Source organism: Paenibacillus ihbetae, from assembly GCF_002741055.1.
Taxonomy (GTDB): domain Bacteria; phylum Bacillota; class Bacilli; order Paenibacillales; family Paenibacillaceae; genus Paenibacillus_AQ; species Paenibacillus_AQ ihbetae.
Map to the genome: position 1 here is coordinate 414592 of NZ_CP016809.1, position 17513 is coordinate 432104.

Sequence of the window (17513 nt, forward strand, 5' to 3'; positions counted from 1 at the left end):
CTGTTTGCTATAAATGTAAAGAAAGCTCTGAAATTCAGAGCTTTCCTCAGATATTACGTATATGAAATGGCAAATTTAATCCAAGTATACCGCCTGACCAAGGCGTGCGGATTCGTACAGCGCTTCAAGAATACGAGATACCACATACGCCTGCTCCGGTGTCACGACAGGATCCTTATCCTCTTCGATTGCTTCAATCCATTTTCTCATTTCGATATCAGGCGCCGATTCCTTACGCCCTTCATAGAAAGCAACGCCGCCGGAATTCAGCTCGATTTCCTTCGTGTATAACCGGCTGAATTGCTCCCCGTTGATCCGAAGCCCGTTCTTCATGTCCGCGCCGCCTTCGGTGCCGCTTAAGCTGCACTTCGCTTCATCGACCTCGAGCGTATTAAGCGCCCAGCTCGATTCCAGAATGATGGTCGCGCCGTTCTCCATGACGATCATGCCGAAAGCCGAGTCCTCGACCGTAAATTTCTTCGGATCCCAAGGCCCCCATGCATTTGCCGCATTTTCCTTACTGGACAACTCATGATACGTAGTGCCAAGCACAACTTTCGGCTTGTAGTTATCCATCATCCACAGGGTCAGGTCAAGCGCGTGCGTACCAATATCGATCAACGGACCCCCGCCTTGCTTCTCCTCGTCCAAGAACACGCCCCAAGTCGGCACGGCTCTTCTGCGCACGGCATGTGCCTTTGCGTAGTAGATGTGGCCGAGCTCGCCGGCTTCGCACATTTGCTTCAAATACAAGCTGTCTTCACGGAACCGGTTATTATAACCGATCGTCAGCTTCTTGCCTGTGCGCTTTGCTGTTTCCAGCATGCGCTTGGCATCCGCCGCCGTCTTGGCCATCGGTTTCTCGCACATGACATGCTTGCCCGCTTCTAACGCTGCAATCGAAATGTCGGCATGGGAATCGTTCGGAGTCAGAACATGGACAATATCGATGGTCTCGTCTTTAAGAAGCTCGGTATAATCGGTAACCACGCTGGCATCCGCGGTTCCGTACGTCTTGGCAGCTTCCTCTGCGCGCTCCTTCACGATATCGCAGAACGCAACGAGCTCCACGTTCTTCAATTTGCTAAGGCTCGGCAGATGCTTTCCGTTTGCAATGCCGCCGCAGCCGATAATGCCGATACGATATACTTTACTCATCAATCATCACCGTCTCTTTGCATAAAATGTAATCGGTATGAATCCAATGCGCACGCTTCACGTGCAAGCGGGTCAGGTATACGTTCTTCTATGTAATTCTGCCATATTGAACCGCTAGGGCTATCCGCCATCGGCAAGTCGGCCTGAGCCGATCATGGGATGCGGGCCGGCCAGGTCCTCTGTAAGCAGCAGCGCCTTGATTCCTGACATCCAAATATAAGGTACCACATCTTGCGATTTTTTTTAGTCCAACTATGCGACATGTTCGACTATAAAATTACGACATCCTTCAATCATCGGAAGTAAAAAATAGGCACCATAGGTACCTACCGCAGGTGCCAAGTTCACGTCTATCATCCCCCGCATGGCCAGCCGCGTGCCTCTCCCGGCGCGGTGTAAGGATGACTGGCACGATAATCAGCGTCGACGCTCGGACGACCGTAACAAGTTTTATGCTTGCGAATGTTGAGAGCCGGATCCGATAGAGTGCCTCATTCAGTACCTTTGCAGATAGCTCAGAATGAATTTATTTATACAAAGGCCCGTAAGCCGAGCATGCCCTGAAATCCGCGTCTTCGGGATCCTTCGTGCCGAACGCGCTCCAAGCGCTCGGCCGGAACAATCGCTTGATCCCAACATTATGCATATTGACCGGGATCCGGAGCATGCTGGCCAGCGTGATCAAATCGGCGCCGATATGGCCGTAGCTGACCGCGCAATGATTAGAGCCCCAATTCTCCATGACCGAATAGACATCGTCAAATACGGGATCGCCCGGGATCAGGTCGGGTACGAACCAGGTGGTCGGCCATGCAGGCGTTGTTCGTCGATTCAGCATATCATGCACATCCGGCGGAAGCTCTGCCGTCCAGCCTTCCGCAAGCTGTAGTACGGGACCGACGCCGTCCACAAGGTTGATCCTGGACATCGTAACCGGCATGCCCCCCTTCGTTTGGAAATCCGTTGAATATCCGCCGCCGGCGAATTGATCCATATAGACGGGTCTCCAAAGCGTTGCGGATAGGCAAGCCTCTGCTTCCTCCTTTGTAATTTCCCAATGAGGCTTCATGACCGGCCTGCCTTCCCTTGATTGCTCGCCCGTACCGTCAAGGGCGGCCGGGCCGGAATTGATGAGGTGAATAAACCCTCCCGCCAGCTTCTCTTCCGGCTTCCAGCCGGTGACGCGCTCCACCGCTTCCGGGCTCCAGTAGGCACGGACGTCGGCGAAAATCTGGGCGGTATGCGACAAGTAATGATTAAACAGCATGGTCACCGCGTTCAGATTATCGTTCTCGGTAGCAACCGTGAACGGCTCGCGGATCCCGTTCCAATCGAATGAACTGCACAGGATAGCCTCAAGAACATCGGCGCTTGGATAATGGTCAGTCCATTCCCGCTGGCCCTGGAATCCCGATGCGATGGCATTATACCCGTAGGACTCCTCCTCGTATCCAAGCGCCGCGAGCTTGGGATTCCCGATCATGAGATCACGGACAATCAGCGCCATTTTGACCGAGGCGGCCCAGTTCGCTTTCTTTCGCTCCGGGTCAATCCGATCCTGCTCGGCGTTCGGATCCTCCCCTTCCCGGCAATACCGTTTCACCCATGCCAGCGCGGTCTCGAATTCATCCGGATCGAAGATGCCTAAGTCCATACGGCGGACGACCTCCGTCATATCCACGTAAGCATTCTTCATCCCAAGGTAGCGCTGGTAAAAATCCTCGTTCACGACGCAGCCCGCAATGCCCATGGATACCGAGCCTATGGATAAATACGATTTGCCGCGAAGGAGGGCTGCAGCCATGCCCGCGCGCGCAAATCGAACGAGCTTATCCCGCACATCCTCGGGAATGTTCCGTTCTTCTTGATCCTGGATGTGACGGCCGTAAATTTTGAAGACCGGAAGTCCTTTCTGATTATGCGCGGCATGAAGCGCGGCGAGGTACACCGCTCCCGGCCTCTCCGTCCCGTTAAACCCCCACACCGCATGCGGCAGCGTCGGGTCCGTCTCCATCGTCTCGAGCGGGTAGCACCAGCCGCTTGCCACGGTAACGATGACTCCGACCCCTTCCTTACGGAACGTCTCCGCACATCGGGCCGCCTCCGCCATACCGGAAATGCAGGTCTCGAACACCACGACTTCGACGGGAGTACCGTCCGGGTTCCGAACGGATGCCGTCAGGACCGATGCCGCTTCGTGCGCCAGCGCCATGGTCATCCCCTTCAGTGCCGCCTTTACGAGCTTGCGCCTGTCGATGATCGGCCTGATCCCGATCTTCGGAAAGCCGCCTGCGTATCGATGGTTAAGCTCTTTCATGCGTATCCCTCCTTGCTGTTCTTGATCCACAGTATTTTTAAATCTCAAACAAATCCTCCTGCAGCCGATCCAGGCAGGCGATGCTTCTTCATCATCCTTCGGATGAAAGCCACGCCTTCAGCAACCAGCGCGTCCCCGCTAGGCGCCAGCTGTCGCCAGACCCAAGTGTTCATGTTGTCCGTCATGTCGACGAATGATTCCAATGCGGCATAGCCGCTATATCCGATTTCGCCCAGCGCTCGAAAGATATCGTCCCAGTTTACGAGGCCGGTTCCTGGAATTCCGCGGTCATTCTCGCACAGGTGGTAATGGATGAGATCAGCCCCGGCAAGCTTCGTTGCATCGTAGAAGCTTTTTTCCTCGATGTTCATATGATAGGTGTCCAGATGGATCTTGACGTTCGGCTCGCCGATCATGTCCCGAAGCTGAAGCGCCTGGGCGCATGTGTTAATCAAGTTGGACTCGTAGCGATTCACCGGCTCCAGCCCTAGCAATACGCCGTATTTTTGGGCATGCCTTGCCGCTTCGCGAAGACCACCTGCGGCATACTCCCAATCGGCTTCCGACGGCCTCTCATGCGCGTCCTTGACATGCTGCGAATACAGCACGCCTGACAGATTCGTTTTCCCGATCGCAGCGGTCGCCTCCACGCAGGACTTCAAATATGCAACCCCGCGTCGCCTCACATCCGGATCCCGGCTCGAGATGTCTGTCCCCTTAAGCAGCACGGTCGACGTCACGGCATCCAAGCCTGCATCGGTTAACCGTCGCCTCACGGCCGAAGCATCGAATGAATCCAGCTTCATCAGAGGAATCTCGATAAAATCAAGCTCAAGTCCCTTCACCCTGTCAATCAGATCAAGCGATTGGTTGCTCCACTCGGAGCACCAAGCGTATGCATGGATTCCAAGCTTCATCATCCTTCCTCCCCGCACAAATGTTGAATGACGTTCCTGACCGCCATCATGCCCATATTTTCGACCGCATGTCTTGTGGACGCGGCGCAGTGAGAGCCGATCACAAGATTATCAAGCGTATGCAGGTCTTCAAGATCGGGCGGTTCCCGCTCGAATACATCGAGTCCGGCTCCCCAGATTCGCCCCGCTTTCAGCGCATCCAGCATGGCGGTTTCATCGATAAGCCCGCCGCGGGCGGTGTTGATCAGCACGGCGGATTCCTTCATGGTCTCGAACTCGCGCGGACCGATCAGATGGCGCGTATGCTCATTCAGCGGGAGATGCAGGCTGACGAAGTCCGCTTGCTCGATCAGTGTCTGCAGCGTATCGACGTACGTGATGCCGTGACGGACGGCGAAATCCTCATCACGAAGATGGTCATAAGCCATAATTTTCATATCAAAGCCTTTTGCCCGGCGGGCCACCGCTTTTCCGATATGCCCCAGACCAATCAAACCGAGCGTGCTGCCATGCACATCCACGGTCAACGTCTTGGTCCAGTCTCCCCGGCGGCATGCCCTATCGATCGGGATCACCCTTCGCGCAGCGGCCAGCATGAGTGTGAACGCGTAATCCGCAACCGCCTCGGTATTGGCGCCGACCGTCGTTGTGATCCGAATCCCCCGCTGGGCCGCGTAAGCCGCATCGATATTGTCCGTGCCGACGCCGTATTTGGAGATAAGCTTGAGCCGTTCTGCCTGACTGAGCACCTCCCGATCCAACGGATCGACGCCGACGATCACCGCCTCCGCATCCCGGATCTCGCGAATCATCTCTGCCTTCGTGAGGATCCGGCCGTACGGATTAAGACGGAGGTCGAAACCGCGCCTGGCCAGAAGGTCCGCCGCTCCCTGGCTTCCCGTTCCGAAGGACCTCGGCGTTGCCAGCACCTTTCTTCCCAAATTGTCCCCCTCCTTTTACGCATGCCATTTCGGATTGTCTACAAGGGCCGGCTTGCCGTCCCGCTCCACCGCAATTTTCCGGAAGCCTCTCGTTTCGATCGAGCCATAGTCATGACCCGCATCGGCACGAAATACATAGAAGGTGATGAGCGGCTCCGTGCCCGTGTTGATACTTCGGTGCGCATACCGCCCAGGGACATAAACGGCGCGGCCCGGCGTAAACTCCTGAACCTCCCATTCCCCCTCGGGATTTTCCATCAGCATCAATCCCTTGCCGCCGATGCAGTAATACACCTCAGCCGTATCCAGAATCGTATGGAAGTGACCTTTGGTCATAAAGTACTCTTCGCCGATCTTGCCGGGGTAGACGATGCTTGTGCCGAACGCAAGATTTCCCGGAGACTCGGGAATGCCAAGCTCGTGGAATTCATATAAAAGGACGTCTTCCTGTTCAAGCATCAAAGACAAAGCATGGTCATCCGCATACATGCCCTTCATATTGGATAGATGGCGCCGAAGCGATGCCCGCGTGTCGGAACGTCCGTTGTGCAGACTGAAATAGACGGCAAACGGTGCGAGAGCACTGGCCGCTCCATAATTGTCTTTCATGAAATCCATCTCCTCTCTTACATTGTTGAAGGATCGGAACACTTTCTCAGGACCGCAGGCTGGATGCAATCCGCGCTAATCGATCAAACTGATCGCCTGAGATGCGGATGTCGAAAACCTCCTGAATAACCTGAGTCCAGCCATGGAGGAAATACACCCAGCCATCCTCAACGTGCAGCCCGCTCTGCTCCTTTTGGGCACGGGCTTGATGCATAAACTTCAGATCGCCGCGGTAATTCAGCTCCCAAACGAGACTGCCCCGAGGAAACCTTGCATTGTCCGTCAGCGGCGAGCCGGGACGATCCTTGCCCAAGCCTGTGGCGTTTATGATAAGGGATTGTTCCGGAAGCTCATGGAGAATGCGATCATTATCTTCGGGCTCAGGGCACAGGCGGTACTCGAACCGGGTGGCCGTATCGATGCTGCTAAGCAGCCGCTCTGCCGATTCCAGTCGAGGACGGCTCCGGTTGCTGATGATGATTTTCGAAGGAATGTCGGTGCCATGGTCAGCCTGCGTAAGATAAGAGCTGATCGCCAGCGCGCTTCCGCCAGCGCCCATAATGAACGCTTCGCCTGAACCATTCCAGTGGCCTTCCGGGATAAACGCCTCCATGGACAAGCCGCTGGATATCGGGTCTTTGGCGCATCCGACCAGCTTGCCGCCGCGCTTCGAGATGGAGCTTAGCTCGTTGAACATGCTGGCATAATCATCCAGCTCATCGAACAGATCCTTGGCGGCGAGATATAAGTCGATTTTATGCGTCGTCACCAGGGCTCCGAGCGACATGGGATCCTGCTTGATAAAGCTTACGGCATCCCGGTACGCCTCCGGAGCGGCATGAATCGGCAGGTCCATCCCCTTAATCTGAACGTCGCCGAGCTGTAAAGCTTCCGCCCAGAGCGGAAACAATCTCATAATGGACGACTGCCCCGTCGAGACGCCGATAAAATAAAACGTCGGTTTATCGTTGTTTTCGTATGGCACAATGCTTTCCTCCCCATTCGTTTCGAAGCTTTCGTAACCGGTCACTTGTAAAGCGTAGATCGATGTTTCGTTCCTGCTAACCATGCTGCTGCAGCCGCTGCTGATAGAGCTCCGAGAGCCTCGATACGGCTTCGTGATAAGCAGCTGCATAGCGTGCGTATGTCCCCCGTTTTGAATGGTCCGGATCATACATTTGTTCCGGTTTGGCTTGCCCGGCAGCCGCTTCAGCAAGGCTTGGGACCGTGCCGATCCCATATCCGGCGATAAGCGCAATGGCGGTGAGCGCCGTTTCTTGATTCTGCATCGTCCGATACGGCAGACCCAGCACATCGGCTTTAATCTGGTTGAATAAGGCTGACGATGCTCCGCCCCCGACCACATGAACCTGCGAAAATGCGACCTGGCCGACAGCATGCTTAAGAATCGAGAGATACCCCGCATACTCGTAGGCGATCGACTCGAGGATGGACCGGTACATGGCCGCTTGGCCATGCCCCCAGTGCATTCCGATCCACCCGCCCCGAAGCTGCGAATCGCTGGGGCATACCCTTCCGCCGAAATGCGGTATGAACAGCAGACCGTCGCTTCCCGGGGGAATCCTGCCCGCTTCCCGGTTCAGTTCATCGTAGGATGATGCAGCGCCGGAGCGGCTGCCGACCAGCTTGCCGAACCAGGCAATGCATTCCCCTCCGCCGTTAATATAAGCGAGCGGCAAATAGAGGTCCGGGATCACGGAACGCGCATACATGAGCGTGCGGGTTTGCGTGTCCGGCTTATAATGATCCGTACAGCCTGCCAGTACGGACGCCGTTCCGGCAATGTCCAGCAGGCGGCCGGGTTCGGTCAGCCCTGCCCCGAGCGCACAAGCCGCCGTATCTCCGCATCCGGCGACGATCGGGATTCCGGGAGGCAATGCTGCAGCATCAGCGTGTTCCGGTTGGAGGTAGCCGATCACTTTCCATGGACGCACGATGGAAGGCAGCTTCTCGATGTCCATGCCGAACGCCCTGATGAGCTCTTCGGACCATATGCCCTGACCGGTATCGGCAAAACCGGTGAAATGAAGGTACGTATCATCGATAAATGCCTGGTCAGCCCGCAGTCCGGCAAGCCTCCCGGTGATATAAACTGCCGGGACGACAAACTTGGCGATCTTCCGGTAGACATCCGGTCGCTCCCGTTTCCACCACAGCTGCTTGGGCCCATGCGCATTCGTGACGGGACATCCGGTAAGGGCGATGAACCGTTCCTCGCCCCAAGCCTTCATGTCCCCCATCACGGAGGAACAGCGAGAGTCCAGCCAGGAATCGTAGGGCGTCACGGCCCTCCATTCCCGATCGATGCCGAGGATGCCGGCCATTTGCCCGTCCAGGCCGATTGCAGCGATCCGCCCTTTCGGAACCTGCGGTTTCGAAACGGCCTCCTCGATGGCATCCACGGTCGAGGCAAACATCTCCTCCGGCTCCTGTTCGATCCGGCCATCTTGCCCCCGAATGAGCCGGGACGGGCGGAAGGCGGAAGAGACGATCCGGCCCGTATCGTCGACGACCGCCGCTTTTGTCCCTTGCGTGCCGATATCGGCGCTAATAAAATACCTCAAGCGGTATTCCCCCTTCCCCTCTGAAGGTTGTCAACTCCTTGTTATTCGAATCCTATTAATGTCTTGATTCCGAGCGAGCTGCCCGCGTATGCGAGGGCCTCTTGCGTTCCGGATAGCGGGAACCTCCGGGATATGAGCCGATCCGCATCCAGCAGCCCGCTCGCGATCAGCTGGAGCGTCTTTCGAAAGTGATGATTGTTCGCTTTCGTCGATCCGGTAACGGATATCTGCTTGTAATGAATCCGGTTGGTGTGCAGCTCTACCCCGCTCATCTGCTGGGGCAAGCCCCCAAAGAAATTGATGCGTCCGTTCATGGCCGTAAGCTCAATTGCCAGCTGCTGCGATTCGGGTGACGGATTTGCCGTTACGCACATATCGACGCCGCGGCCTCCCGTCAGCCTGTCGATTTCCTCCGTCAGTCCCTCGGCAGGCAGTGTGATCAGCGAGTCATCGATTTCCCGGCACAGACGCAGCCGTTCATGCGATCGATTGGCGATGAAGACTCGCCCTGCGCCGGAATGCTTTGCCAGCAAAGCATACATGATGCCGATCGGACCTGCGCCGATGATCAGCACATCATCGCCCAGATGAACCGGTGACTGTAACAGTCCGTTGTATACACAGGATAGAGGCTCGATCAAGGTCGCCTGCTCGAAGGTTACGTGGCTTGGCAGCACGGCGATATTACCGAACCGGACCGCGCTTGCCGGAATTCGCACGTACTCGGCAAATCCTCCATCCAGTTGTACGCCCAGGGCTTTATATTTCGCGCAAAGATGGTAGTCTGCCCGGACGCAGGATTCGCAGATGCCACAGCCCATATTGGGGGCGACGGCCACTCGCATCCCGCATTCATAACCTTCAACCGCACCGCCCACTTCACACAGAACCCCGCTGAGCTCATGACCGAGTATTCGCGGCGAGTCTTCCCCGATATACGGAGACCCGTTCTTGATCATTCGCAGATCCGTTCCGCAAATCCCCGCGCACTTCACCTGCAGCAAAACCTCATCCTCTCCAATGGCGGGCTTTGGCACATCCAACACGCGCACGTCGTTTTGACCGTATAATCTCGCTGCTTGCATATTCTTGTTCACCTCCTTCATCCAGCCTGAGGTTCAAGCAGCTTCACGACCGTTCCTTCGCGTATGGAGCGATTGCCCGCATTCACGATGGCGACGGCTTTCTTCCCGTCATACCCGGTTACGTTCGGTGTTCTGTCTTCGATGATGGACTCGATGAAATGCATATCCTCCGCCAGATACGCTTCTTTGTAAAGCGTTCGCCAGCTTGTCGTGAACGGGCGAATCAGCTGATGATCGGCGCGTACGGTTACCGGTGAATTCCGGCCGGGGTCACCGATGAACATAACGCCTTCCGTGCCGAGAATCTCGACGCGCGCATCGTAGCCGTACTTTACGGACACCGCGCCATCGATCATTCCCTGGGCTCCGCTCGTTAAGGCTGCGGACAGGACCACATTATCGTAAAAATCAGGATAGCGGTCTGCGGCCTGCGGGCAGCGATAGTTAGCGGCCATCGCATACACCGATGCGATCTCCGATCCGGACAGCCAGCGCAGCGTATCGATGTCGTGGCTGTTGACTTCGGCCAGCGGGCCATTGCTCTTGGCAAGGTCATACATCCATTCTTGCGGAACGCTCGGGCCGCGGGTGAGCGATTTGATCAGCACCACGTCGCCGATCCTTCCGGCATCGATCTGGCGCTTCGCCTCGATGAAGGAAGGATCGAACCGCCGCATGAAGCCGATCTGCAGCTTGACGCCGGCCTGCTTGCATGCCTCGATCATGTCATCGCACTCCTGCTCGTTCATCGCCATCGGCTTCTCGCACAGCACATGCTTGCCCGCAGCAGCTGCTGCCACGACAAGGTCGCGGTGATATATGGTCGGCGTTACGACGATAACCGCTTGAATCCGCTGATCCTCCATGGCTTGCCGGTAATCGGTATAATAGGTATCGATTTCAAGCTCCTCCGCCGCCCGCTTAGCCGCGTCCTCCAACGGATCGACCACCGCGATCAGCCGTGCATACGGCACGCTGCGGCGGAAATTCGCCGCATGGATCATGCCGGCCCGCCCTGCGCCGATGACGCAGACGCCAATGAATGAAGCCATATCTTGAATCCTCGCTTTCGTTTGTTTTTGGTTGGATGTTCGGGGTTATCCCGCCGATCCTTATGGTTTGACGGCATCCTTGGTTATGATGAATTCGTGATCGCCGGGGCCGGCTTCAAGGAGACGGCGTTCCGAGCCGCGAACGTCATCCGGATGGCGAAGGGCAATAACAGCAGCTGCATGGGAAGGAATCGTAACCTGAAGTCGCAGGTCATCGCCTTCTTTCCGCCATGCGGATCGAATCCTGCCCTTGACGGTATCGAGCGACACGTCGACCCAATCGAGTCCGCTTGGGTAACAAGGCTCGAAACGTATTCGTTCATAGCCCGGCAGCATTGGGCGAATGCCTCCAAGGCGGGTATAGAAGGATACCCCGATTCCCCCGAACATCGCATGGTCATGCGAATGCATCGCTCCCTTGGCACTCCACTGTTCCCAAAGGGTCGTCGCCCCTTGCTCGATTTGGTACCCGAAGCCCGGGTATTGCTTTTGGGTCAAAAGTTCATAAGCGAGATCGATATAGCCGTGGTCGGCCAGCACATCCAGCAAGTACCTCGTGCCGTAGATTCCCGTATGAAGTCGGTTGTTTTTCCCATGAATTGCATCGACCAGCCGCTGTACAGACATCCGGGCCGCTTCGCCCGATACCAGCCCGAGCGCAAGCGGCATCAGCTGGGCCGTCTGGGATCCGCTTCCGAATAGGCCGTTCCCGCGGCCAAAAGCCTTGTGAAATGATATACGAATCTCGTGTGCCAACTTTTCGTACGCGCGGCATTCCTCCGCCAATCCCAATACGCCGGCGGTTTTGGATACAATCGTTGCCTGCTGGTAATACAGGGCCGTATTGACAAGCTCCACTTCGTGAAAATAGTGCTCCCAGCCGTCTTCATTCGGCGCACACCAGTCCCCAAACCCGTCCTTCACGATTCCCTCCGGCCATCTATCGGCCAGCAGCTCCATATAGGCTTTCATCGAAGGGTAGCTCGCTGCAAGTGCGTCTTGATCGCCGTAATGCCAATATAAATGCCAAGGCAGCGTAATTTTATCCCCGCTCCAATCGGGATTCGTATCGCTGTCCGCAATATCGTCCAGCCATTTTCGATAATAGTGGCGCATATCGAAATTGTGCATGCCCATCTCTTCCACGACCGCCGAATCCATCAAGCAGGGCGTACGTTCATCCCGCTGGCAGCAATCGGTTGGAATGCTGACCAGGTTGTTCAGAAAGGACCACCGAATATTGCTATGGAGCCGGTTCAGCATGGGGTCAGAGCAGGAGAACGTTCCCGTTTCGCGCACATCCGCATGAATAGGAATCGCCTGGATCACAGCAGGCTCGATTCCCCCGCTGATCTCGACATAGCGGAAACCGTGATACGTAAATCGCGGCTCGTAAAATTCCGTCTCTCCGCCGCGCAGGATGTATGCATCCTTGGCCTCGGCGCGGCGGTTCGTCCAAGGGTCGATGTTTCCTTCGGCATCCGCCAGTTCGCTGTAGCGAATCGTGATTATGCTGCCGGCGTTACCGGACACCCCAAGCCTGATCCATCCTGCCAGATTCTGGCCGAAATCGTATACGAGGACGCCGTCTCGGGGACGTTGAACGCTTACCGGTTCGATAGGCTCCCATGCCCTGACAGGGGGCTGCCTATTCGGCTTCAGCATGCCCTGCGGCGGGTCGGCCAGAACGACCGGGCCCCAATGGTGATCCGCATACAAGGCCGAATCCCAGCCCCATGGCATTTGGCGGCCGTCGAAGGTCTCCCCGTCATAAATATCGTTTTCCAAAATAGGGCTATATGAGGTTTTCCAGGATTCGTCCGACGCGATCCGCGTGCTGCTGCCGTCTGCGAGCTCCAGATCCAGCTCCAGGATAAACGCTTTATCCCGCTTCCACTTCCATCCCCACCGGGAGTAGTTCATATTGTAGCCGTTGCCTAGCCATACGCCGATCACGTTGTCTCCGTCTTGAACTGCGGAAGACGCATCATACACGTCATATAACATCAAACGTTCGTATGGGCTATTGGCGGGCGATAACACTCTGTTCTCCAGCTTGCGGCCGTTGATGTGGAGTTCGTACCACCCGATGGCATACATTCGGACTGTCGCCCGCGTAACGCCGGCGGGCAGCCGGAACTCCTTTCGGAACATCGGGCTGTCCGCAGGCACCGGGTCTTCGCATAGGGCAATAGCATGCCCTTCGAGTCTTAATCCCGTGCCCGAGGCATCGATCCCGCCGGCGGTGAACTGGATCGTGCCCGGATCATAGAAGCAGTTGACATACAGCGACCTCCCGTCCGCATCCATCACCCGAAGTTTTCGGTAAACGGCCTTGTTTCCTTCCCCGGTATAAAATCCAATCGTACCCTCCCGGCATAAGGCATCGCATGTGAAAGCAAGGCGTCCGTTCAGGTGAAGAAGAACCCGATCCTCCAGATGAGCGACGGTAACATGGATGCTTGAAGGCAGTTCACTCAGTTCCGGTGCATGGACGCTGCCGAGCACGCGCCTTGTGCCGTACTCTACGGCGTACAGCATAACCGTCTGGCTCCGCGTATCCAGCTCGCAGCCCAGGTGATCTTCATGTCCTCGGTAATCGAACAACAGCCCTGCTCCGCCCTCTTCAATGGTGATTTCTACATCCACGGCATAGCCGTACCAGTTCATATGGGACTGAACAGGTCTCGTGATCCAGCTAGCACTCCATCCTCCGTATGTGTCAGGGAATGCGTTAGAATCAGTCCATGATGATGCCACGTTAGCTTGCTCCCTTCATTTCATCGCTTCGTTGTACTGCTCATTTGCTTGTTATCCCAGCCGGCGCCCCTTGCGCGTTCCATGCTCTGACGATGATATCTTGAAGACTGCGATCCGGGTCCGCTTCGAATAAAACCACCCGCTCTTCACCCGGAAACAAACCGAAATCGTTGTCGTCAAGATAACAATCCCCTTCCTCCGGGAAATGCTCGAGGATCACGCGAATGGCTGGCCGCTCACCGGAATTGCGTATCCGGAAGCGTCCTAACCTGCCCTTTCTTTCAATGGACCATTCAAGTGAAGTCTCCGGAAGGCTCTTCAGAGGGGAATCGGTTAATCCGGCATATAATTCGAAAGCCTTTACCGCGAGTTCTCCCGGATACTCGTTGTCCCGATGAGTATGACGCTGCTCAAATTCCAGCAGCTCGGCAAGCTTCGATCTGGCATTGAACCAGTACCATTGATCGGACAGCAGCGTTCCATCCTCCTTATGCAAGGTAACAGCCGCAATCAACGGCTGGATGGATTCCGCGGACGGCAAGGCATACAGGATCCGGTCAACCTGAAACGCAGACCCGGCCTGAAGCGAAACGTTGTCGTAGCTGCGCGACAGCATGACATTCAGCGAGCTGTCGTAGAGGACGAAGGAAATCCTCGCTCCCTTGAGTCCGGTCAATGTATCGCTTATCGCATAGAGATCGGCCGTAAAGGATTCGCCTGGAAGCCAGCCGTCGCTCTTCCCGTAAACGAGAAACGCGTTCTGCGGCCGGCACGCTTGCTTCGCCCGATAATAGGACAGCTTAGGCGCGCCGTAGAAATCGACGACGCCCCAAGAATGACCGGGAAACAAATCCGTCAATTTGTAATACCAGAAACCGGTCTTCCCGTGCCCGGCTCCGGCCCGCTGAACATCCGCCGTGAACCGGATCGAATCGCCCTGGGCTGTCTGGGAATATGCAATGTACGCATCCCAGGTGGTGATCGGACCGTAGGCGGCGTAGCGCATCACCTTAATGACATCCTTCAGGCCGAATTGATGAAGGTGGGCCATCCAGCCGCGGCTGTCTTCCATAGGCGGGAAAGCCTCAAGCTCCTCTTCGGGCAAGAACCTTATGCAGCTGGAGCGGCTGGTCATGCTTGGGATGCCGAACTCGCCGTAGAACACGGAAGGCATGGCGAGTGTCGCGGCGTCCAGCGGTTCCCCGCCATGATATACGTTCCAGTTATGGACGCTGCCGCCCCATGGATCGGTGCGATGGAACGGCCGTGACGGGTCCAGCTGCCGGCAGCGCCTGCCGACAAGAAATAAGCCCTCGTCCGCGCCGCCGTGCACACCGTTCTCATTGCCGCCGCCCCACATGACAAGCGACGGGTGATTTCGCAGCGATTTGACCGATTGGGTGACTTGCCGGTCGATTACGCCCAGATCGGTATACGGGGAGTCAGGAGGTCCCCAGCATAACGGAAATTCCTGATAAACCATAATGCCTTTCTCATCGCATAGGCGATAGAAATAATCGCCTTCCACCAGTCCTCCGCCCCAGGCACGCAGCATCTGCACATGCCCGCGGCGCGCAAGCTCAAGCAATCGCTCATACGTCTCCTCGCTCTGCTCGAGCATCGGGTCCGGCCAACACCAGTTGGCTCCCTTGATGAACATCGGCACACCGTTAATTACAAACTGCCAGCGGTAGTGCTCATGCGGCTTCGCATCTTTGGCTGGCTCCATTTCAATCGTGCGGACGCCGAACACTGTGGACGCGCCCGCTATCCGTACCTTGCCTTGCACAGCACCCTGGTGCTCCTTCTCCTGAAGACCTGCCGTCAGCGTTAGACAATACAAGGCCTGCTCTCCATATCCGGCCGGCCACCACAGACAGGGTGCGGGCAGCGTTACCTCCGTCCGAAACCGGTGCTTGCCGTAAGCAATCTCAACATGATTGCGGAAACGATGCTTCGCATCCGGCCGGCTTCCTTCCCCCTCGGTCCCTTCTCCAAGCTGAAGCACGCCTTCTATCGCAATGTCCGCTCGCTGCTCCAGCCTGCTGTCCACGGTATATTCAATGCACAGCCTCGCCTCGTCCGGGCTGATCGACATCGTCGCGACATAAGGGTCCCTGATCGCGATCTCAGGCTCAACACGGACGGTGACGTCCCGCCATATTCCCATCGAGATCAGATGTCCGTAATGCCAGCCGAAGCCGGGGCTTCCCTTCAGCAATCCGTTCCAGGTTTGCGGGGCCGGGTCGATCCGCACGACGAGCTCGTTAGGCTTGCCGAATTGAGCCAGTCCGGTAATATCCAGCTCGGGGCCGCCAAACATGCCTTTGTGATGACCGAGGGACATGCCGTTCACGAAGACCGTTCCCGAATAATCGATTCCGTCAAAACGAAGCGTGAGCTGCCGGCCCCTCCATTCTTCCGGCAGGTTGAAGGTCTTCGCAAACCACCATTCCCGCTGTTCGACACGCGTCCTGCGGAACCACAACGGGAACTCCTTCGGCTCCCCATGCTCCTCCAGCTCGTCGATCATGTTGGTGTTCCAGTTCGGGTCGGGCAGAAGTCCCGACGAGACAAGCGCCCGCTGCACCGTCGTCGGTACGGTTACCTTGTGCCAGCTGCTGCGGTCAACACCGGGCTCGTACCAGCGCTCCTCCATTCCCCGGCTGGCTGTGGATGCTCTGCCGAACCAGCCGGTGGACGGCGCCGGCTCGCCCGGGTCCGCCGGTTCGGAATCCAGCATGCGCCACGATCCCGACAAAGACATCACTTCTGCATGAGATGCGGACAGGTCCGCTTGCGGCAGCATTGTAGCAACGCTGCGGACCGGGATGCGACTCTCGGCTTCAAGAAGCGCATCGCCGTGCAGGGAAGACCGGGAGAAAGCTTCATCCTGCAGCTCATCAAGATAAACCTTCCCGGGTTGCGGCCGGTAATAATGAATGTCTGCCATGTTGCCTCCTATTTGGGTTTCATAAGGTCAGATTTTTTATATTTCTTGCTCGATCTAACGGAATCGGATCACTCGAATCGTCTTTTTCCTGCTTCCCGTTTGAAGTGGAAAGGCTGCCCCCGATCATCGTTGATGAGCGAAGGACAGCCTCTTCCTTATGGATTCAGCAAAAATTGCATCACCTTGTCGTTGGCCGCCGGCAAATGCTCGTGCCCGTAGTCCGGATAGATGACAAGCTGTTTCTTTGCCGTCATTTTGTTATAGGCTGCAAATTGCGTAGAAGGCGGACAGACCGTATCCATGAGACCGACCAGCATCAAAACCTCGCCGCGGATACGTTCTGCAAGAAACTGCAAATCGATATAACCAAGCTTCGTGAACATTTCCTCCTCACGCTCATGAAGCGGGTCATGATAGCGGAAGAAGGTCCGCAGTTCTTGGTATGCATCCTTGGCCAGATCTATTTCCCACACCCTCTTGTAATCGCATAGGAATGGAAACACCGCGGCAAGCTTGCGGATTCGCGGCTCCAGTGCCGCACAGGCGAGCGTGAGCGCTCCTCCTTGTGATCCGCCGGTGGCATACACGCGGGAAACATCGGTCTCCGGCAGCTCGAAGGCCACTCTGGCAAGCTGGGCCGTATCCAGGAAAATTTGCCGGAACAACAGCTGGTCGGGATGATCATCCAATCCCCGAACGATGTGGCCGTTCAAGGTCGTCCCTTTTACCCCTCCGGTATCCTCGGAAAGTCCTCCCTGCCCCCGGCAGTCCATGGCCAGCACGGAATAGCCGAGTGACACGTAGCTTAGCTTGTCGCTCCAATCCCCTGCGTTCCCGCTGTACCCGTGGAATAACAATACGGCGGGATGCGGTTGTTCCAGGTCTCTAGGCCGCAAATACTTGGCATGGATTCGCGCACCCCTGACGCCGTTGTAATACATATCGAAGCACTCCGCTTGCGGCGTCTGAAAGTCGCTCGCAACCAGCTCGACCATCGGCTCGACGCTGCGAAGCTCCATAAGCGCCCGGTCCCAATACGCATCGAAGTCCGCCGGCTTCGGATTCGTTCCTTGGTACTGCCGCAGCTCCGCAAGCGGCATATCAATCATTGGCATGTCGGACAAATTCCTTTCTTC

Annotated in this window: 12 protein-coding genes; all 12 read right to left on the reverse strand. The window is 56.5% G+C overall.

The window, feature by feature from the left end:
- Positions 1 to 75: 75 nt before the first annotated feature.
- Complete coding sequence (locus tag BBD41_RS01815) at positions 76 to 1158, reverse strand: Gfo/Idh/MocA family protein (RefSeq protein WP_077565801.1); 1083 nt, start codon at positions 1156 to 1158, stop codon at positions 76 to 78.
- Between the two features lie 526 nt (positions 1159 to 1684).
- Positions 1685 to 3475 carry an L-fucose isomerase gene (locus BBD41_RS01820; protein WP_099476517.1) on the reverse strand — a complete coding sequence of 597 codons (1791 nt, stop codon included), beginning with the start codon at positions 3473 to 3475 and terminating at the stop codon, positions 1685 to 1687.
- Between the two features lie 44 nt (positions 3476 to 3519).
- Complete coding sequence (locus BBD41_RS01825; protein WP_237086995.1) at positions 3520 to 4395, reverse strand: sugar phosphate isomerase/epimerase family protein; 876 nt, start codon at positions 4393 to 4395, stop codon at positions 3520 to 3522.
- Positions 4392 to 5333, reverse strand: a complete 942-nt coding sequence (locus BBD41_RS01830) for a phosphoglycerate dehydrogenase (RefSeq protein ID WP_099476519.1) — start codon at positions 5331 to 5333, stop codon at positions 4392 to 4394. The genes BBD41_RS01825 and BBD41_RS01830 overlap by 4 nt, the downstream gene beginning before the upstream one ends.
- A 15-nt stretch (positions 5334 to 5348) precedes the next feature.
- A complete protein-coding gene (locus BBD41_RS01835) occupies positions 5349 to 5942 on the reverse strand; it encodes a glucose-6-phosphate isomerase (RefSeq protein ID WP_206098281.1) in 594 nt (197 codons plus the stop codon).
- A gap of 46 nt (positions 5943 to 5988) precedes the next feature.
- Positions 5989 to 6927, reverse strand: coding sequence for a shikimate dehydrogenase family protein (locus tag BBD41_RS01840; protein ID WP_099480410.1), 939 nt, complete (start codon positions 6925 to 6927; stop codon positions 5989 to 5991).
- 76 nt (positions 6928 to 7003) lie between these two features.
- Entirely contained in the window at positions 7004 to 8527 is a 1524-nt protein-coding gene (locus BBD41_RS01845; protein WP_099476520.1) for an FGGY-family carbohydrate kinase, read from the reverse strand.
- A 41-nt stretch (positions 8528 to 8568) separates the two neighbouring features.
- On the reverse strand, positions 8569 to 9612 hold the full coding sequence (locus tag BBD41_RS01850) for an alcohol dehydrogenase catalytic domain-containing protein (RefSeq protein WP_099476521.1): 1044 nt from the start codon (positions 9610 to 9612) through the stop codon (positions 8569 to 8571).
- Between the two features lie 17 nt (positions 9613 to 9629).
- Positions 9630 to 10664, reverse strand: a complete 1035-nt coding sequence (locus tag BBD41_RS01855; RefSeq protein ID WP_099476522.1) for a Gfo/Idh/MocA family oxidoreductase — start codon at positions 10662 to 10664, stop codon at positions 9630 to 9632.
- 60 nt (positions 10665 to 10724) lie between these two features.
- Complete coding sequence (locus BBD41_RS01860; RefSeq protein WP_157929258.1) at positions 10725 to 13424, reverse strand: alpha-L-rhamnosidase; 2700 nt, start codon at positions 13422 to 13424, stop codon at positions 10725 to 10727.
- A 40-nt stretch (positions 13425 to 13464) separates the two neighbouring features.
- Entirely contained in the window at positions 13465 to 16377 is a 2913-nt protein-coding gene (locus tag BBD41_RS01865) for a glycoside hydrolase family 2 protein (RefSeq protein WP_099476524.1), read from the reverse strand.
- Positions 16378 to 16532: 155 nt separating this feature from the next.
- Complete coding sequence (locus BBD41_RS01870) at positions 16533 to 17492, reverse strand: alpha/beta fold hydrolase (protein ID WP_099476525.1); 960 nt, start codon at positions 17490 to 17492, stop codon at positions 16533 to 16535.
- Between the last annotated feature and the right edge of the window lie 21 nt (positions 17493 to 17513).